Genomic DNA, 17,974 nt, shown 5'->3' with positions numbered 1-17,974 from the left:
GGCCGGCAGGCGTCGGGCGGGTCACGTCAATCGAGGTCGTCGTTGAGCTCGTCCTCCAGGAGGGCGAACATCTCCTCGGCGCCGGCCGAGGCCAGTGCCTGTTCCGCGGCGGCGTGCTCGGCCGCGCGGTCGGCCGGACGCGCCCGGAACCGCTGGGCGAGCACCTCCAGCCGCGCCGCGATCTCCGCGCGCGCCGCGTCGTCCGGCGGGGTGAGCGTGGCCGCGAGCCGGTCCACCTCGTCGAGCGTCGCGGTGTAGCCGGTTTCGCCGCCACCGAGCGCGCCGAGCACGAACTCGCCCAGTACGGCCGCGTTCGGATAGTCGAAAACCACCGTCGCCGGCAGCTTCAGCCCCGTCGCGGCGCCGAGCCGGTTGCGTAGCTCGACCGCGGTCAGCGAGTCGAACCCCAGGTCCCGGAACGCCCGCGTGGCGGGTACTTCCGCGACGGCTTCGAACCCCAGCACCGCGGCGGCGTGCTGCCGCACCACCTCCGTCACCACTCGCGACCGGTCCCCGGGTGCCGTCCCGGCCAGCCGGCCGGCGAGCTCGCCCGCACCGTCCTGCCCGGACTGCCGCTCGGGCTCCCCCGCCTCGGGGATCAGCTCGAGCAGCGGCCTGTCCCGCTTGGCCGTGAAGACCGGGGCGAAGCGTTCCCAGTCGACGTCGGCCAGCGCGAGGAAGGTGTCCCCGTCGTCGAGCACCTGCCCCAGCGCCGTGAGCGCCCGGTCCGGGTCCAGGAAGTTCATGCCCTGCCGCACCAGCCGCGCGGGCGTGACGCTACCCGGACGGGCCTGGTCGAGACCAGCGTCCACCGCCGCCCAGTCACGCGTATCCCAGACACCCCAAGCGATCGAGGTGCCCGGCAGCCCGCGTGTGCGCCGGTTCTCGGCGAGTGCGTCCAGGAACGCGTTGCCCGCGGCGTACGCGCCGTGATCGTTGCTGCCCCACGTCGCGGAGATCGACGAGAACACCACGAACGCGTCGAGGTCCAGGTCGGCGGTCAGCTCGTCGAGGTGCACCGCACCGGCGGCCTTGGCACCCATCGACACCGCGAGACCTTCGACGTTCGTGTCCTCCAGCCGGGACAGGAACGCGGCGTTGGCCGAGTGCAGAACCCCGCACAGCGACGGCCCTTCCCCGGCGACGCGGTCGAGCAGCCCCGCCACCGCGGGCCGCTCCTCGAGGTCGCAGCACACGACGTCGACCCGCGCGCCACCGTCGGCGATCTCCGCGGCCAGGTCCGCGACACCCGGCGCCGACGGACCGGACCGGCTGCTGAGCACCACCCGCGGCGCCCCGCGGCCGGCGAGCCACGACCCGACGCGGCCGCCGATCGAACCGGTGCCACCGGTGAGCAGCACCGTCCCTTCCGGACGCCACTGCGGGCCCGGCGCGGTGCGAGTGGCCGAGCGGACGAGCCGGCGCGCGAGAATCCCGTTACGCCGCACCGCGACCTGGTCCTCGGTACCGGTGAGGACCGCACACAGCCGGGCGGCGACGCGGTCGTCCCACACCGGTGGCAGGTCGATCAGGCCACCCCAGCGTTCGGCGTGCTCCAGCCCCACAGTGCGCCCGAGACCCCAGACCGGCGCCTGCGCGACGGCGGTCATGGCTTCATCGGGGGTCGTCGTGACCGCTCCCTGCGTGACGACCCACAGCGGTGCGTCGATCCCGGCGTCACCGAGCGCCTGCACCACGGTGAGTGTCGCGGCCAGCCCGGCGGGCACTGTCGGATGCGCGGCCAGCGGGGAACCGTCGAGCGCCATCAGCGACAGGACGCCGCTGACCTCGCCGCGCGGCAGCTGGGCCGCGAGCGCGGCCCGGTCGGTCGCGCCGGTCGTCACCACGGCGACGTTCGCACCGCGTTCGGTCAGGGCTTTCGCACTGTCGGCGGCGGCCTCGCCGGACGGCGCGACGAGCACCCAGGTGCCGGTCAGCACGGTCGCGCCGGGCTCGGCGACGGGTGTCCAGGTGATGCGATAGCGCCAGTTGGCCACCGACTCTTCGGCCCGCTCACGCCGCCGCCACGACGCCAACGCGGGCACCACGCCCGCGAGCTGCTCGTCGTCCAGTGCCAGCTCTCCGGCCAGGCTGTGCACGTCACCACGTTCGACCGCGGCCCAGAAGCCCGGCTCACCCGGATCGGCCGGCGCCGCCGGGGCGACCGGCTCCGGCCAGAACCGGCGGCGCTGGAACGCATACGTCGGCAGCGACACCTGCTGCCCGTCGAGCACACTCGTCCAGTCGACCGGGACACCACGCACGTGAGCCGCGGCGAAGGACGCCACCAGCCGCTCGGCGCCACCGTCGTCGCGGCGCAACGTGCCGACCACGACCGCGTCGTCAACGGTGTCCTCGATCGCGCTCGTGAGGACGGCGTGCGGCGAGGTTTCCACGAAGACGCCGTGGTTTTCGCCCAGTGTGCGGACCGCGCGCTCGAACTCGACGGTTTCGCGGAGGCTGGCGTACCAGTACTCCGCATCCATCGTCGGGTTCCACTCACCACTCATCGCGGAGACCAGCGGAATCTCGCCTTCGCGGGGCTCGATTCCCTGCAACCGCTGGATGATCTCGTCCCGCAGCTCATCAACCTGCGCAGAGTGCGAGGCGTAATCCACCGGAACCATCCGCGTACGCACATCGGCACTCTCGGCAAGTTCGCGGAGAGCGCCTGGCTCACCACTGACCACCGTGGACACCGGACCATTCACCGCCGCCACCGAAATCCGGTCACCCCACGGCACGATCCTCACCCGCACCTCGTCGGCGGGCTCAGCAATCGACAACATCCCGCCACGACCAGCCAACGCCGTCAGAGCCCTACTCCGCAAAGCAACCACGCGAGCCGCGTCCTCCAACGACAGGTGCCCCGCCACCGCCGCCGCAGCGATCTCCCCTTGCGAATGACCCACCACCGCATCCGGACGCACACCCGCCGCACGCCACACCGCCGCAAGCGACACCATCACAGCCCACAACGCAGGCTGCACCACATCCGCACCCTCAAGCTCACCCGCGAGAGCCACATCCAGGTCCAGGTAGGGAGCCAAGGCATCCCGACACTCCGCCAACCGCGCGGCGAACACCGGCGAGACCTCGGACAGCTCCCGCGCCATCCCGAGCCATTGGCTGCCCTGACCGGGGAAGACGAACACCGTGCGGCCCGCACCGCCGGGAGCGGCCGTGCCGGTCACGATCCCGGGCGCGGGCTGATCCGTCGCCAGCGCGGCGAGCCCGGCCACCGGGTCCGGCCCGCTCACCACGGCGCGATGCTCGAACGGGGTCCGCGTCGTGGCCAGCGACCATGCGATGTCGTCGGAGTCCATTTCCGGATGCGCCAGTACGTATTCCCGCAGCCGCCCGGCCTGGGCGGCGAGCGCCGGCTTCGACGCCCCGGACAGCACCCACGCCGGACCGCCGTCCGCCACCACCGGCGCCGGACGCGCCTCCACCGGTGCGGAGGCCGCCGCGGGAGCCTCCTCGACGATGACGTGGACGTTCGTCCCGCTGATCCCGAACGCCGAGATCCCGGCCCGGCGCGGACGTTCGGACGCCGGCCACGGCACGGCCTCGGTCAGCAGCCGTACGTCACCCTCGGTCCAGTCGACGTGGGTGGTCGGCTCGTCGGCGTGGAGCGTGCGGGGCAGCTCGCCGTGCTGCAGGGCAAGCACCATTTTGAGCACGCCCGCGACGCCCGCCGCGGTCTGCGCGTGGCCGATGTTGGACTTCACCGAACCGAGCCACAGTGGCCGGTCGCGGTTCCGGCCGTACGTCGCCATCACCGCGCGCGCCTCGATCGGGTCACCCAGCGACGTGCCGGTACCGTGCGCTTCCACGGCGTCGACGTCCGAAGTGGACAGACCGGCGTCGGCCAGCGCGGCGCGGATCACCCGGCTCTGCGAGGGGCCGTTCGGGGCGGCGAGGCCGTTGGACGCGCCATCGGAGTTCGTCGCGCTCCCACGGACCACGGCCAGCACCCGGTGCCCGTTGCGCTGCGCGTCGGAAAGCCGCTCCAGCACGATCATGCCCGCGCCCTCGCCCCAGCCGATGCCGTCGGCACCGTCGGCGAACGCCTTGCACCGGCCGTCCGCGGCCATGCCGCCCTGCTGGGAGAACTCCATGAACGCACCCGGCGTCGACAGCACCGCCACACCACCGGCCAGCGCCATCGAACACTCCCCCGACCGCAACGCCTGCGCGGCGAGATGCAGTGAGACCAGCGATGAGGAGCACGCCGTGTCGACGGTGACCGCCGGGCCCTCCAGGCCTAGCGTGTAGGAGATGCGTCCGGAGATGACGGCGGTGAGGCCGCCGGTGAGCAGGTATCCCTCGACGCCGCTGTCACCGTTCGCCAGGCCCATGCCGTAGCCGGCGTAGGTGGCGCCGACGAACACGCCGGTGCGCGAGCCCTTCAGCGACCGCGGGTCGAGGCCGCACGATTCCAGCGCCTCCCACGATACCTCCAGCAGCATCCGCTGCTGCGGGTCCATCGCCAGCGCCTCGCGTGGGGAAATGCCGAAGAAGGCGGCGTCGAAATCGGCGGCGTCGTAGACGAAACCGCCCTGCCGGACGTACGCCGAGCCGGACGCCACCTGTTCCGACCCGTAGTTCTGCTCGACGAAGTCCCACCCGCGGTCGGCAGGGAAACCGGCGATCGCGTCGGTGCCCGTGGCGAGGAGGTCCCACAGCTGGTCGGGGCTGCTCACGCCGCCCGGATAGCGGCAGCCCAGTCCGACGATCGCGATCGGCTCGTCGTTCGCCGAGTTCACCACCGTCGTGGCCTCGGCCTCGGCGTCCGCGCCCAGCAGCTCCGCGCGGAGGCTGCCCGCGAGCGCGGCCGCGTTGGGGTAGTCGAAGACGACCGTCGAGGGCAGTGCGACGCCTGTCGCGGTGGTGAGGCGGTTGCGCAGCTCCACGGCGGTGAGCGAGTCGAAACCCAGCTCCTTGAACGCGCGTCCCGGCTCGACCGCCGCGGGCGAGCTGTGGCCCAGCACCGCCGCGGCCTCCGCGCGGACCAGCTCGGTCAGCACGCGGTCCTGTTCCGTGCGCGCGAGACCGGCCAGCCGTCGTCCCAGCTCGGAGTCGCTTCCGGGCTCGTCCACGACCTGGCTCCGGACTTCCGGCAGGCTCGCGATGAGGGGGCTCGGACGGCGCAGTGTGAACGTCGGCGCGAACTTCTCCCAGTCGACGTCCGCCACCGTGATGGCGGGCTCGTCACCGTCGAGGATCCGGGCCAGCGCGCGGATGCCGCGCGCCGGGTCGATGACGCGCATGCCGTAGCGCTGCAGTTGCTCGCCGGCGGCTCCGCCGACCATGCCACCGCCACCCCACAGCCCCCACGCGATCGAGGTCGCCGCCCGGCCCCGCGCGCGGCGCGATTCGGCGAGCGCGTCGAGGAACGCGTTGCCCGCCGCGTATCCGGCCAGCAACCCGCTGCCCCAGATCGCGGCTCCGGAGGAGAACACGATGAACGCGTCCAGCTCGCCGGTCAGCTCGTCCAGCCACCGCGCACCGCGGACCTTCGCCCGAGTGGCCGCGGCGAGGTCGGCCGCGGTGGTCTCGTCGATCGGGCCACCGTCACCGACCCCGGCCGCGTGGACGACGGTGGACAGGGTGTCGAGGCGGTCGATGAGGTGCGCTACCTGGTCGCGCTCGGCGACGTCGCAGGCGAAGACCTCGACCGCCGTGCCCGACTCCGCCAGCTCCGCGGCCAGCGCCACTCCCGCCGACGGTCCGGACCGGCTGGTCAGCACGAGCCCGCTCGCGCCCCGCCCGGCCAGCCAGCGGCCGACGTGCCCGCCGATCGCTCCGGTGCCACCGGTGATCAGCGCGGTACCACGCGGCTGCCACTCCTCCGTCCGGCCCGGGGCCGGGGCGCGCTCGAGGCGCCGGGCCAGCACGCCCGGGGCTCTGAGGGCGACCTGGTCCTCTGCGCCGGCCAGCACGCTCCTGACCTGCTCGGCCGTGCGACTGTCCTCAGTGGAGGGAAGGTCGATCAGCCCACCCCAGCGTTGCGGATGCTCCAACGCCGCGACCCGGCCGAAGCCCCACACCTGTGCCTGCTCCGGCGCGGGCACCGGCTCGCCGGGGACGGCGGCCACCGCACCGCGGGTCAGCACCCACAGCGGCGCGCCGAGGTCGCGCTGCACCAGCGTGAGCGCGCCAGCCAGGCCATCGTCCTCGGGGACGTAGAGGACGCCGTCGAAGTCGCCGTCCGGAATGGTGTCGAGCGTCGCCGTGACCACGTCGGTGTCGCTGAGCGCCGAGGTGACCTCGGAGGCGTCGCCGATCACCAGCCACGTGCCGGTCGGTGTCGCCGTCGTCGTGGGCACCGCGGCCCAGGTCACGCGGTAACGGAGGCTTTCGTCGCCCGTCGTGGGTTTCGGGAGCGGGGCCGGCCAGTAGCGTTCGCGCTGGAAGGCGTAGGTCGGGAGGTCGATCGTGGTGCCGCGCACGACGGTCGTCCAGTCGACGGGCACGCCCCGGACGTAGGCCTCCGCGAACGAGGTGAGCAGCCGGCGCGCGCCACCATCGTCCCGGCGCAACGTCCCGGTGACCACCGGCTCATCGAGCGTGTCCCCGATAGCGGCGGTCAGCACCGCATGCGGCGATGCCTCGATGAACACGCCGTGGCCCTCGCCCAGGATTCGGATGGCGCGCTCGAACTCGACCGTCTCGCGGAGGCTCGAGTACCAGTACTCCGCATCCATGTGCGGGTTCCACTCACCACTCATCGCCGAAACGAGCGGAATCTCACCCTCACGCGGCTCGATCCCCTGCAAGTGCTGGACAATCTCGTCCCGCAGCTCATCAACCTGCGCAGAATGTGACGCATAATCCACCGGAACCATCCGAGTACGAACATCCGCACTCTCGGCCAATTCCCGCAACGCATCCGGCTCACCACTGACCACAGTGGACACCGGACCATTCACCGCCGCGATCGAAATCCGGTCACCCCAGGGCACGATCCTGGCCCGCACCGCATCCGCCGGCTCGGCGATCGACAGCATCCCGCCACGACCAGCCAACGCCGTGAGCGCCTTACTCCGCAACGCAACGACGCGAGCCGCGTCCTCCAGTGAAAGGTGCCCCGCCACCGCCGCCGCAGCGATCTCACCTTGCGAGTGACCCACCACCGCATCCGGACGCACACCCGCCGCCCGCCACACCGCCGCAAGCGACACCATCACAGCCCACAACGCAGGCTGCACGATGTCCGCACCCTCAAGCCCACCCGAGAACGCAGCATCCAGGTCCAAGTAGGGCGCGAGAGCATCCCGGCACTCCGCCAACCGCGCGGCAAACACCGGCGACACCTCCGCCAGCTCACGACCCATGCCGACCCACTGACTGCCCTGCCCGGGGAACACGAAGACTGTCTTCCCCCGCCCCGCGGCAATCCCACGCACAACGCCGGGCGCGGGCTGCCCCTCGGCGAGCGCGGTCAGCCCGGCCGTCAGCTCGTCGCCGGTCCCGAGGACCACCGCCCGCTGCTCGAACGCCGACCGCGTCGTGGCCAGTGACCACGCCACATCCGCCGCCTCAGCGGGGTGCGCAGCCAGGTGCTCCCGCAGCCGTCCGGCCTGCGCGGACAACGCCGTCCCACGCGCCGAAACCGGCCACGCCACCACCTCGGTCCGCACCACCGGCTCTGGACGCTCGACCGGTTCTGTCTCCGCCGCAGGTGCTTCCTCGACGATGACGTGTGCGTTCGTCCCGCTCATCCCGAACGCCGACACACCAGCCCGACGAAGCCGCTCGCCTGCGACCCACTCGACGTCCTCCTGCAACAGCCGAACGTCCCCGGCGTCCCAGTCCACATGAGACGTCGGCACATCAGCATGCAACGTCCGCGGCAGCCGCGAATGCTGTAGCGCCTGCACCATCTTGATCACGCCGGCCACACCCGCGGCCTGCTGCGTATGACCGAGGTTGGACTTCAACGAGCCCAGCCACAGCGGCGTACTGCGATCCTGCCCATAGGTCGACAGAACAGCCTGCGCCTCAATCGGATCACCCAGGGTCGTGCCGGTACCGTGCGCCTCGACCACGTCGACGTCCGCCGCCGAGAGGTGTGCGCTGTCCAGGGCCGCACGGATCACGCGTCGCTGCGACGGGCCGTTCGGGGCGGTGAGTCCGTTCGACGCGCCGTCCTGGTTGACCGCAGTACCGGTCACCACGGCGAGCACGTGGTGACCGTTGCGGCGAGCGTCGGTAAGCCGCTCCACCACGAGGACCCCGGCACCCTCGGACCAGCCGGTCCCGTCGGCGTCCTCGGAGAACGACCGGCACCGGCCATCCGCGGAAAGCCCCTGCTGCCGCGAAAACTCCGCGAACGTCCCCGCCGTCGCCATCACCGTCACACCGCCGACGAGCGCGAGTCCGCACTCCTGCTGTCGCAGTGCCTGCACCGCGAGGTGCAGCGCGACCAGAGAGGACGAACACGCCGTGTCCACCGTGACCGCAGGGCCCTCCAAGCCCAGCGTGTAGGAGACCCGACCGGAAATCACACTGCCCGCGTTACCGGTCATGAGGTAACCCTCAGCCCCGGTGCTGTTGCCGGCGAACCCTGCGGCGTACCCGGATGTGGCGGCTCCGGCGAACACACCCGTGCGGGAACCGCGCAGCGAGTGCGGGTCGATCCCCGCGCGTTCCAGCGCCTCCCACGTGACCTCCAGCAACAGCCGCTGCTGCGGATCCATCGCCAACGCCTCACGCGGAGAGATCCCGAAGAATGCCGGGTCGAAATCGGCCGCGTCGTGGACGAAACCACCCTGGCGCGTGTAGTCGCCGCCATCGTCCCAGCCGCGGTCGGAGGGGAAGCCCGAGATCGCGTCGCCACCCGTGGCGACGAGGTCCCACAGGTCACCGGGCCCGCGCACGCCGCCCGGCAGCCGGCAACCCATGCCCACGACCGCGATCGGCTCGCGGCCGCGTTCCTGGACCTCCCGCAGCTGCCGCTGGGTGTCGTGGAGGTTGGTGACCGTCCACTTCAGGTAGTCGCGCAGTTTGTCTTCGTCCGCCACCGTCGCCTCACTCACCCTCGCCGCACCGCAGCGCCGTCCCGGTCATTCCGACCGGCCGAGCTCGGTGTTGATGAAGTCGAACATCTCGTCGTCCGTCGCCGCCTCGATCCGGCTCACGACCTCGTCCCCGTCCCGGGCGCGGTCCGTCCACGCCGCCAGGACCTTCTGCAGCCGCGCCGCGACCAGCTCGTGCGTGCGCTCGTCCGCCTCCGCGCCGGCCAGCAGCGCCTCGAACCGGTCGAGCTGCTCGGGCAGCCCCGCCTCCGCGCTGTCACCCACCAGTTCCGCCCGCAGGAACTCCGCGAGCGCCGCGGGGGAAGGATGGTCGAACACCAGCGTCGCCGGCAAGGCCAGCCCGGTGGACACGCTCAGCCGGTTCCGCAGCTCGATCGCGGTCAGCGAATCGAAGCCGAGGTCCTTGAACGCGCGGTCCTGGCCGACCTGGCCCGCGTCGGCGAAGCCGAGCGCCGCCGCGGCCTCGCCGCGCACCAGGTCCACCAGGGTCCGCACCTGGTCCACAGTGGACAGTACGGAGAGCCGCTGCGCGAACCCGTCGTCCACTTCCGGTTCCGCCTCTTCGGCAGTGCACGCTTCCGGCAGGGAGCCCAGCAGCGGGCTGGGCCGCCGCACCGTGAACGCCGGGGCGAACCGTGCCCAGTCGACGTCCGCGACCGCGATGGCGGTGTCCCCGCCGTCCACGGCCTGCGCGAGCGCACTGATCGCGCGGCGGGGGTCCATCATCCCGAGCCCGCGGCGGGCGAACTCCTCACCAGCGGCGCCCGCGCCCATGCCGGCGCCATCCCACAGGCCCCACGCCACCGACGTGGCCACCCGCCCGCGCGTCCGCCGGTTCACCGCGAGCGCGTCGAGGTAGGCGTTGCCCGCCGCGTAGGCCGGCTGGAGCGCACTGCCCCACGTCGCCGCGATGGACGAGAACAGCACGAACACGTCCAGGTCACCGGTCAGCTCGTCCAGCCATCGCGCGCCCGCGACCTTCGCCGCGACCACCCGCGTGTGCTCCTCGAGCGTGACCTCCGCGGTCGGTGTGGTCTGGCCGATCCCGGCCGCGTGCACCACGGCGGTGAGGCCGGGCAACCGTTCCAGCATCGCGGCGACCTGCCTCCGCTCGGCGGTGTCGCAGGCGAGAACCCGGACGGCGGTGCCCTGGCCGGCGAGTTCGGCGGCCAGGCCGGCCACGCCCGCGGCCGCGGGCCCGGAACGGCTGGTCAGCGCCAGCTCCGGCGCCCCACGTCCGGCGATCCACCGGCTGAGGTGACCGCCGATTCCGCCCGTGCCACCGGTGATCAGCGTGGTGCCGCGCGGTTGCCACGTGCGCGTGAGCTCCGCACGCGGCGCGCGCACCAGTCGCCGGGCCAGCAGCCCGGACGGCCGGATCGCGACCTGGTCTTCCGCGCCGGACAGCACCGCGGCCAGGCTCGCCGCGTTCCCCTCAGAGCCGAGGTCGACCAGACCGCCCCAGCGCTCGGGGAACTCCAGCGCGGCCACCCGGCCGAGGCCCCAGATCTGTGCCTGAGCCGGATCCGCCACGGCCTCCCCCGGCCCGGCCGCGACCGCGCCCTCGGTGACGACCCACACCGGCGCGTCGAGTCCTTCCTGCACCAGAGTCAGCACCTGACCGACACCGCGCGGCACGACCGGGAAACCCGGCACCGGCTCGTCCCCGGACGCGGGCAACGCCACGATCCCGGCGTAATCGCCCGCGTGCCCGGCGTCGAAACCTGCCTCGACCACTTCGGCACCCGCCGCGGTGAGCGCACGCACGCAGTCGCGTGTCTCCCGTGCGGGGTCGGCGACCACGAGCCACGTTCCGTCGAGCGTGGCCTTGGCTTCGGTCACCGGCTCCCAGGTGATCCGGTAGCGCCAGGCGGCCGTCGTGGAGTCGTCGCGTTCCCGGCGGTGCCACGACGCGAGCGCGGGCAGCACTTCCCGGAACGGCCGGTCCCCGTCGACCGCCAGCGCCTCGGTCAACATGTCCGTGTCACCGTGCTCGACGGCCGCCCAGAACCGCGCTTCGCCCTCGCTTCCGCTCGTCACGGTGGGCTTGGCCGACAACGGTTTCGGCCAGAAGCGCTGCTGGTCGAACGCGTACGTCGGCAGGTCGACCCTGTGTCCGGTCAGGATGGCGTCCCAGGTCACCGGCAGACCACGTGTGTAAGCCTGCGCCAGCGCCGTGACGAATGCCTCCGGAGCCGGAGAGTCCTTGCGCAGTAGGGGAAGGAAGGTGCTGTCGGGGGTGACTGCCGGGCCCATCGAGGAGAGCGTGCCGTCCGGTCCGATCTCCAGGAACATCGAAATCCCTTGTGCGGCCAGCGATGCGACCGCGTCGCCGAACCGTACGGCTTGCCTGGCCTGCGTGGGCCAGTAGTCCGCCGTCGGAGCTTCGACCGGTGCACCGTCCAGCGCGCCGATCCACGGGATGCGCGGGCTGTCGAAGGTGAGGCTTTCGGCCACCGTGGTCAGCTCGCCAAGTACGGGATCCATGCGGTGCGAGTGAAACGCGTGACTCACCCGCAGCTTCCGCACCCGGTGCCCGGCCGCTCGATGCTCCTCGACCAGCGCGTCGACCGCGTCCTCGTCACCGGACACGACCACCGACCCGGGACCGTTCACCGCGGCCACCGAAACACCTTTCGGCACCTCGATGTCCGCCACGCCGATCGCCGCCATCGCGCCGCCACCCGGCAATGCCTGCATCAAGCGAGCACGGTGCGCCACCAGCCGTGCAGCGTCTTCCAGCGACAGCACCCCAGCCACGTGCGCAGCCGCGATCTCACCGACCGAGTGCCCGGCCACGGCGTCCGGCCGGAGACCGCACTCCGCCAGCAACGCGACCAACCCGACCTCGACCGCGAACAGGCCGGTCTGCGCGTACAGCGTCCGGTCCGCGCGCTCGTCCTCGCCGTCGCCGAGGACGACGTCGCGGATCGGGTGTCCCAGCTCGGCCTCGATGAGCTCGCACGCCTCGTCGAACGCTGCCGCGAACACCGGACTGGCGGCGTGCAACTCGCGCCCCATCCCGGCGCGCTGACTGCCCTGGCCGGCGAACAGGAACCCGACCCGCCCCGCTCCGGCGGCCGGGACGACACCCGACACCACACCGGGCGCCGACCGTCCCTTCGCGACCGCTGCCAGTCCCTCGACCGGCTCACCCAGCACGACCGCACGGTGCTCGAAGGCCGACCGCGTGGTGGCCAGCGAGTACCCGACGTCGGCGTGCTCCAGCTCGGTGTGGGTGAGGAAGTGATCCCGCAGCCGGGCAGCCTGCTCGGCGAGCGCGTCCGCCGAACGTGCGCTGATCGGCCACGCCCGCGCCACGATCGCCGGCACACGCGGGTCGCCGGCCGGTTCTCCCGCGGGCGCCTCCTCGATGATCACGTGCGCGTTGGTGCCGCTGATCCCGAACGCGGACACCCCGGCGCGGCGCGGCCGCTCGCCCGGTGCCCAGTCCACGAGTTCGCGAAGCAGTTCGACCCGGCCGGACGACCAGTCGACGTGCGGCGACGGCTCGTCCACATGCAACGTCGCCGGCAACTTCCCATGCCGCAACGCCTGCACCATCTTGATCACACCCGCCACCCCAGCGGCCTGCTGACTGTGCCCGATATTCGACTTCACCGAACCCAACCACAACGGCTCACTCCGGTCCTGCCCATACGTCCCCAACAACGCCTGCGCCTCGATCGGATCACCCAGCGCCGTACCCGTGCCATGCGCCTCAACAACGTCGACATCCGCAGTGGACAGACCGGCGCCAGCCAGCGCCGCACGGATCACCCGCTGCTGCGAAGGACCGTTCGGCGCAGTCAAACCATTCGACGCACCATCCTGATTCGTCGCACTACCCCGAACCACCGCCAGCACCTCATGCCCATTACGCCGCGCATCCGACAACCGCTCCAGCAGCACCATCCCCGCACCCTCGGCCATGCCCATCCCGTCAGCCGCAGCAGCGAACGCCTTGCACCGGCCATCCGCCGCAAGCACCCGCTGCCGCGAGAAACCCACGAACTCCGTCGGATCCGCCATCACCATCACACCACCGGCCAACGCCAGCTCACACTCACCAGCCCGCAGCGCCTGCGCCGCCAAGTGCAACGCCACCAGCGAAGAAGAACACGCCGTGTCAATCGTCACCGCCGGACCTTCCAGACCGAGCGTGTAGGAGATCCGCCCGGAAAGGACACTCCCGGTGTTGCCGGTGATCAGGTGTCCTTCCACGCCGTCGAACTCCCCCGAGCCGAGGTACCCGGACGGCGCCGCACCCGCGAAGACGCCGGTCGCCGAGCCGCGCAGCCGCTCCGGGTCAATTCCGGCGCGCTCCAGCGTTTCCCACGAAACCTCCAGCAGGAGCCGCTGCTGCGGGTCCATCGCCAGCGCCTCGCGCGGGCTGATGCCGAAGAATCCGGCGTCGAAGTTCGCGACGCCGTGCAGGAAACCACCCTGCGACACATAAGAGGTGCCCGGGTTGTCGGGGTTCGGGTCGAACAGGCCGTCGGTGTCCCAGCCACGGTCGGCGGGGAAGCCGGTGATCGCGTCGCCACCCGAGACCAGCAGGTCCCACAGAGCGTCGGGATCGTGCAGGCCACCCGCGTAGCGGCAGCCCATGCCGACGATCGCGATCGGCTCCGTCGACACGTCACGGCTGTGCGTGATCACCGGCGCGGCGGCACCGAAGACGCGTTCGACGATCTCCTTGGCCAGCACCATGGGGTTCGGATAGTCGAAGACCACTGTGGACGGCAGTTTCAGTCCGGTCGCCGCGCCGATCCGGTTACGCAGCTCGACCGCGGTCAGCGAATCGAAGCCGAGGTCGCGGAACGCGCGGCCCGCCGGGACCTCCTCCGCGGCGCCGTGCCCGAGGACCGCCGCCGCGTGGCCGCGAACCAGTTCCGCCACCACCCGCAGTCGCTCGGCCGGGTCCGCGTCGGCCAGTTTCGCCGCCAGATCGCTGGTTTCTCCCGGCTCGGTCGCGGCTGCTTCGGGCTCGCGCGCCTCCGGAATCCGCTCCAGCAGCGGCCGTTCGCGCGCCGCGGTGAACACCGGCGCGAACCGCTCCCAGTCCACATCGGCGACGGCCAGGAACGTCTCGTCGTCGTCCAGCACCTGACCCAGCGCCGTCAACGCCCGGCCGGGTTCGAGGAAGTTCATCCCCTGGCGCAGCAGACGTTCCGGCGTGACGCTGCCCGGGCGCTGCTCCAGGACCGCGTTCACGGCGTCCCAGTCGCGGGTGTCCCAAACACCCCAAGCGATCGACGTGCCCGGCAGGCCCCGCGCGCGACGGTCTTCGGCGAGGGCGTCCAGGTACGCGTTGCCCGCGGCGTAGGCACCGTGGTCGTTGCTGCCCCACGTGGCCGAAATGGACGAGAACAGCACGAACGCGTCGAGGTCCAGGTCGGCGGTCAGCTCGTCGAGATGCCGGGCACCGGCGGCTTTCGCGCCCAGCGACACCGAAAGTCCCTCGACGCTGGTGTTGTCCAAGGGCGTCACGTAGACGGCGTTCGCGGAGTGCAGTACCGAGCTGAGCGCGGGACCGGTCGCGGCGATCGTCTCCAGCAGCTCGGCGACCTGTGTGCGGTCGGCGGTGTCGCAACACACGACGTCCACTGTGGACCCGCCGACGGCGATCTCCGCGGCGAGATCCGCCACCCCTTCCGCGGACGGGCCGGAACGGCTGGTCAGCACGACCCGGGGCGCACCGCGGTCCGCGAGCCAGGTACCGACCCGGCCGCCGATGGACCCGGTGCCCCCGGTCAGCAGCACCGTGCCCCGTGGCGTCCACCCTGCTCCGGCGGGACGCCGGGTGCCCGAGCGCACCAGGCGACGGGCGAAGCTGCCGGACGCGCGCACGGCGACCTGGTCCTCGTGCCCGGCCAGCGCCGAGCAGACCTTGGACGCGATGCGGTCGTCCCACGCGGGCGGCAGGTCGAGCAGCCCGCCCCAGCGGCCGGCGTGCTCCAGGCCGACGACCCGGCCGAGGCCCCACACCTGGGCCTGCACCGGGCTGGTCAGCACCTCGCTCGCCCCGGTGCTCACGGCGCCGCTGGTCAGTACCCACAGTGGCGCCGTGACCCCGGCGTCGCCGAGGGCCTGCACGAGGACCAGCGTGCCCGCGACGCCACGGGCGACGGTCGGGAACGCGGCCAGCGGCGTCTCGTCCAGCGCGAACGCGGACACCACCCCGTCCACCGGCGGCAGCCCGCTCAGCGCCTCGGCGAGCGTGTCCCGGTCCAAGACCGCGACGTCGAGGGTGATCACCTCGGCGCCGCGGCCACGGATCGCGTTCGCGAGCTTCGGAGCTTCGCCGACGATCAACCAGGTGCCGGACAGCACCGCCGGCGTCTCGGCGATCGGGGCCCAGTCGATGCGGTAGCGCCAGTCCGAGACGGTGGAATCGGCCTGTTCCCGGTGGCGCCAGGAGGTCAGGGCGGGCAGCACGTCATCGAGGCCGGAGCCGTCGAAGGCCAGCAGGTCCGCCAGTTCCGTGCGGTCGCCACGATCGACGGCGGCCCAGAACCGGCCCTCCGCACCACTTGCCGCGACGGTGGTTTTCGGCTCCGGTTCCGCGGGCCAGTAGCGGCGCCGCTGAAAAGCGTAAGTGGGCAACGGCGTGTTCGCGCCACCGCCCAGCACAGCGGCCCAGTCGACCGGCACGCCGTGCACGTACGCCTCGGCGAACGACGTCAGCAGGCGCTCGGCGCCACCGTCGTCCCGGCGCAGCGTCCCGGCGACCACAGGTGCGTCGAGGGTGTCCGCGATCGCCCCTGTCAGCACCGCGTGCGGTGAGGCCTCGACGAACACCGAGTGCCGCTCGCCGGCGATCCGGATGGCGCGCTCGAACTCCACCGTCTCGCGGAGACTGGCGTACCAGTACTCCGCATCCATCGTCGGGTTCCACTCACCACTCATCGCGGAGACCAGCGGAATCTCGCCTTCGCGCGGCTCGATTCCCTGCAACCGCTGGATGATCTCGTCCCGCAGCTCATCAACCTGCGCAGAGTGCGAGGCGTAATCCACCGGAACCATCCGCGTATGCACGTCAGTGCTCTCGGCCAGCTCCCGCAACGCATCCGGCTCGCCACTGACCACAGTGGACACCGGACCATTCACCGCGGCCACCGAAATCCGGTCACCCCACGGCACGATCCGCTCCCGCACCGCATCCGCCGGTTCCGCGATCGACATCATGCCGCCACGCCCGGCCAACGCCGTGAGCGCCTTGCTGCGTAGAGCAACCACTCGGGCGGCGTCATCGAGCGAGAGGTGCCCCGCCACCGCCGCCGCCGCGATCTCACCTTGTGAGTGACCCACCACCGCGTCCGGACGCACACCCGCCGCCCGCCACACCGCCGCAAGCGACACCATCACAGCCCACAACGCAGGCTGCACCACATCCGCACCCTCAAGCCCACCCGCGAGAGCCACATCCAAATCCACGTAAGGCGCCAAAGCATCCCGACACTCCGCCAACCGCGCGGCGAACACCGGCGACACCTCGGACAGCTCCCGCGCCATCCCGAGCCACTGACTGCCCTGACCGGGGAAGACGAAGACCGTGCGGCCCGCTCCAGCCGGGACGACCGTGCCGGTCACGACACCGGGCGCGGGCTGGCCGGTCGCGATGGCCGCGAGCGCGGCCGCCGGATCACCTCCGGTGACCACGGCGCGGTGCTCGAACGGCGACCGCGTGGTGACCAGCGACCACGCGACGTCGACGGGGTCGAGGTCCGGGCGCGCCAGCACGTGCTCACGCAGGCGGCCGGCCTGCGCGGCGAGCCCGTTTTTGGACCGGCCGGTCACGACCCACGCCGGCACCGCGGCGCGTACCAGCGGTGCTCGTTCGACGACCACCGGTTCCGCCGCCGGTGCCTCCTCGACGATGACGTGCACGTTCGTGCCGCTGACGCCGAACGCCGACACCCCGGCACGCCGCGGCCGCTCGCGCGCGGGCCACGGCACCGCCTCGGTGAGGAGCCGGACGTTGCCCTCGGTCCAGTCGATCTCGGCCGACGGCTGTTCGGCGTGCAGGGTCGGCGGGAGCTGCCCGTGCCGCAGCGCGAGCACCATCTTGAGCACGCCCGCGACGCCGGCGGCGGTCTGCGGGTGCCCGATGTTGGACTTGATCGACCCGAGCCACAGCGGCTCGGCACGGTCCTGACCGTACGTCGCGAGCACAGCCTGCGCCTCGATCGGATCGCCCAGCGCAGTGCCGGTGCCATGTGCCTCGACCGCGTCGACGTCCTGTGTGGACAGCCGAGCGTCGGCAAGGGCCGCGCGGATGACGCGTTGTTGCGAAGGACCGTTGGGAGCGGCAAGACCGTTGGACGCACCGTCCTGGTTGGCGGCGGTGCCGCGGAGGACCGCGAGGACCTCGTGGCCGTTCCGCTGTGCGTCGGACAGGCGCTCCAGCAGCAGCATCCCGGCGCCTTCGCCCCAGCCGATGCCGTCCGCCCCGGCCGCGAACGCCTTGCACCGGCCGTCCGCGGCCATCCCTTGCTGGCGCGAGAACTCCGCGAACGCACCCGGTGTCGACAGCACGGCCACCCCACCGGCGAGCGCCATCGAGCACTCGCCCGACCGCAGCGACTGGGCCGCGAGGTGCAGTGCGACCAGCGAAGAAGAACACGCGGTGTCCACTGTGACCGCCGGGCCTTCCAGACCGAGCGTGTAGGAGACGCGGCCGGAGATGACGGCGGTGAGCCCGCCCGTCATCAAGTAGCCCTCGGCGCCGCTTTCGCCACCTTCGAGGCCCATGCCGTACCCGGAGTAGGTGGCCCCGGCGAAGACGCCGGTCGCCGAGCCACGCAGGCTCGCCGGGTCGATCCCGGCGCCTTCCAGGGTTTCCCACGCGACTTCCAGCAGCATGCGCTGCTGCGGGTCCATCGCCAGTGCCTCACGCGGGGAGATGCCGAAGAACCCGGCGTCGA

At 72.1% G+C, this 17,974-nt stretch carries 2 protein-coding genes (1 of these 2 running past the window's edge); both read right to left on the bottom strand.

Translation table 11 applies throughout. The features are described from left to right. Positions 1-26: 26 nt before the first annotated feature. Positions 27-9,029 carry a type I polyketide synthase gene (locus BJY18_RS33255; protein ID WP_184785006.1) on the bottom strand — a complete coding sequence of 3,001 codons (9,003 nt, stop codon included), beginning with the start codon at positions 9,027-9,029 and terminating at the stop codon, positions 27-29. 42 nt (positions 9,030-9,071) lie between these two features. Next, positions 9,072-17,974 carry the 3' portion of a type I polyketide synthase gene (locus tag BJY18_RS33250; RefSeq protein ID WP_184783811.1) on the bottom strand. 4,468 nt of this gene lie beyond the right edge of the window, so 8,903 of the gene's 13,371 nt are visible here — the last part of the coding sequence; the start codon falls outside the window, past its right edge; it ends in the stop codon at positions 9,072-9,074.

Source organism: Amycolatopsis jiangsuensis, assembly GCF_014204865.1.
In the GTDB taxonomy this organism is placed as follows: domain Bacteria; phylum Actinomycetota; class Actinomycetes; order Mycobacteriales; family Pseudonocardiaceae; genus Amycolatopsis; species Amycolatopsis jiangsuensis.
This window is presented reverse-complemented; position numbering and strand designations above follow the sequence as displayed.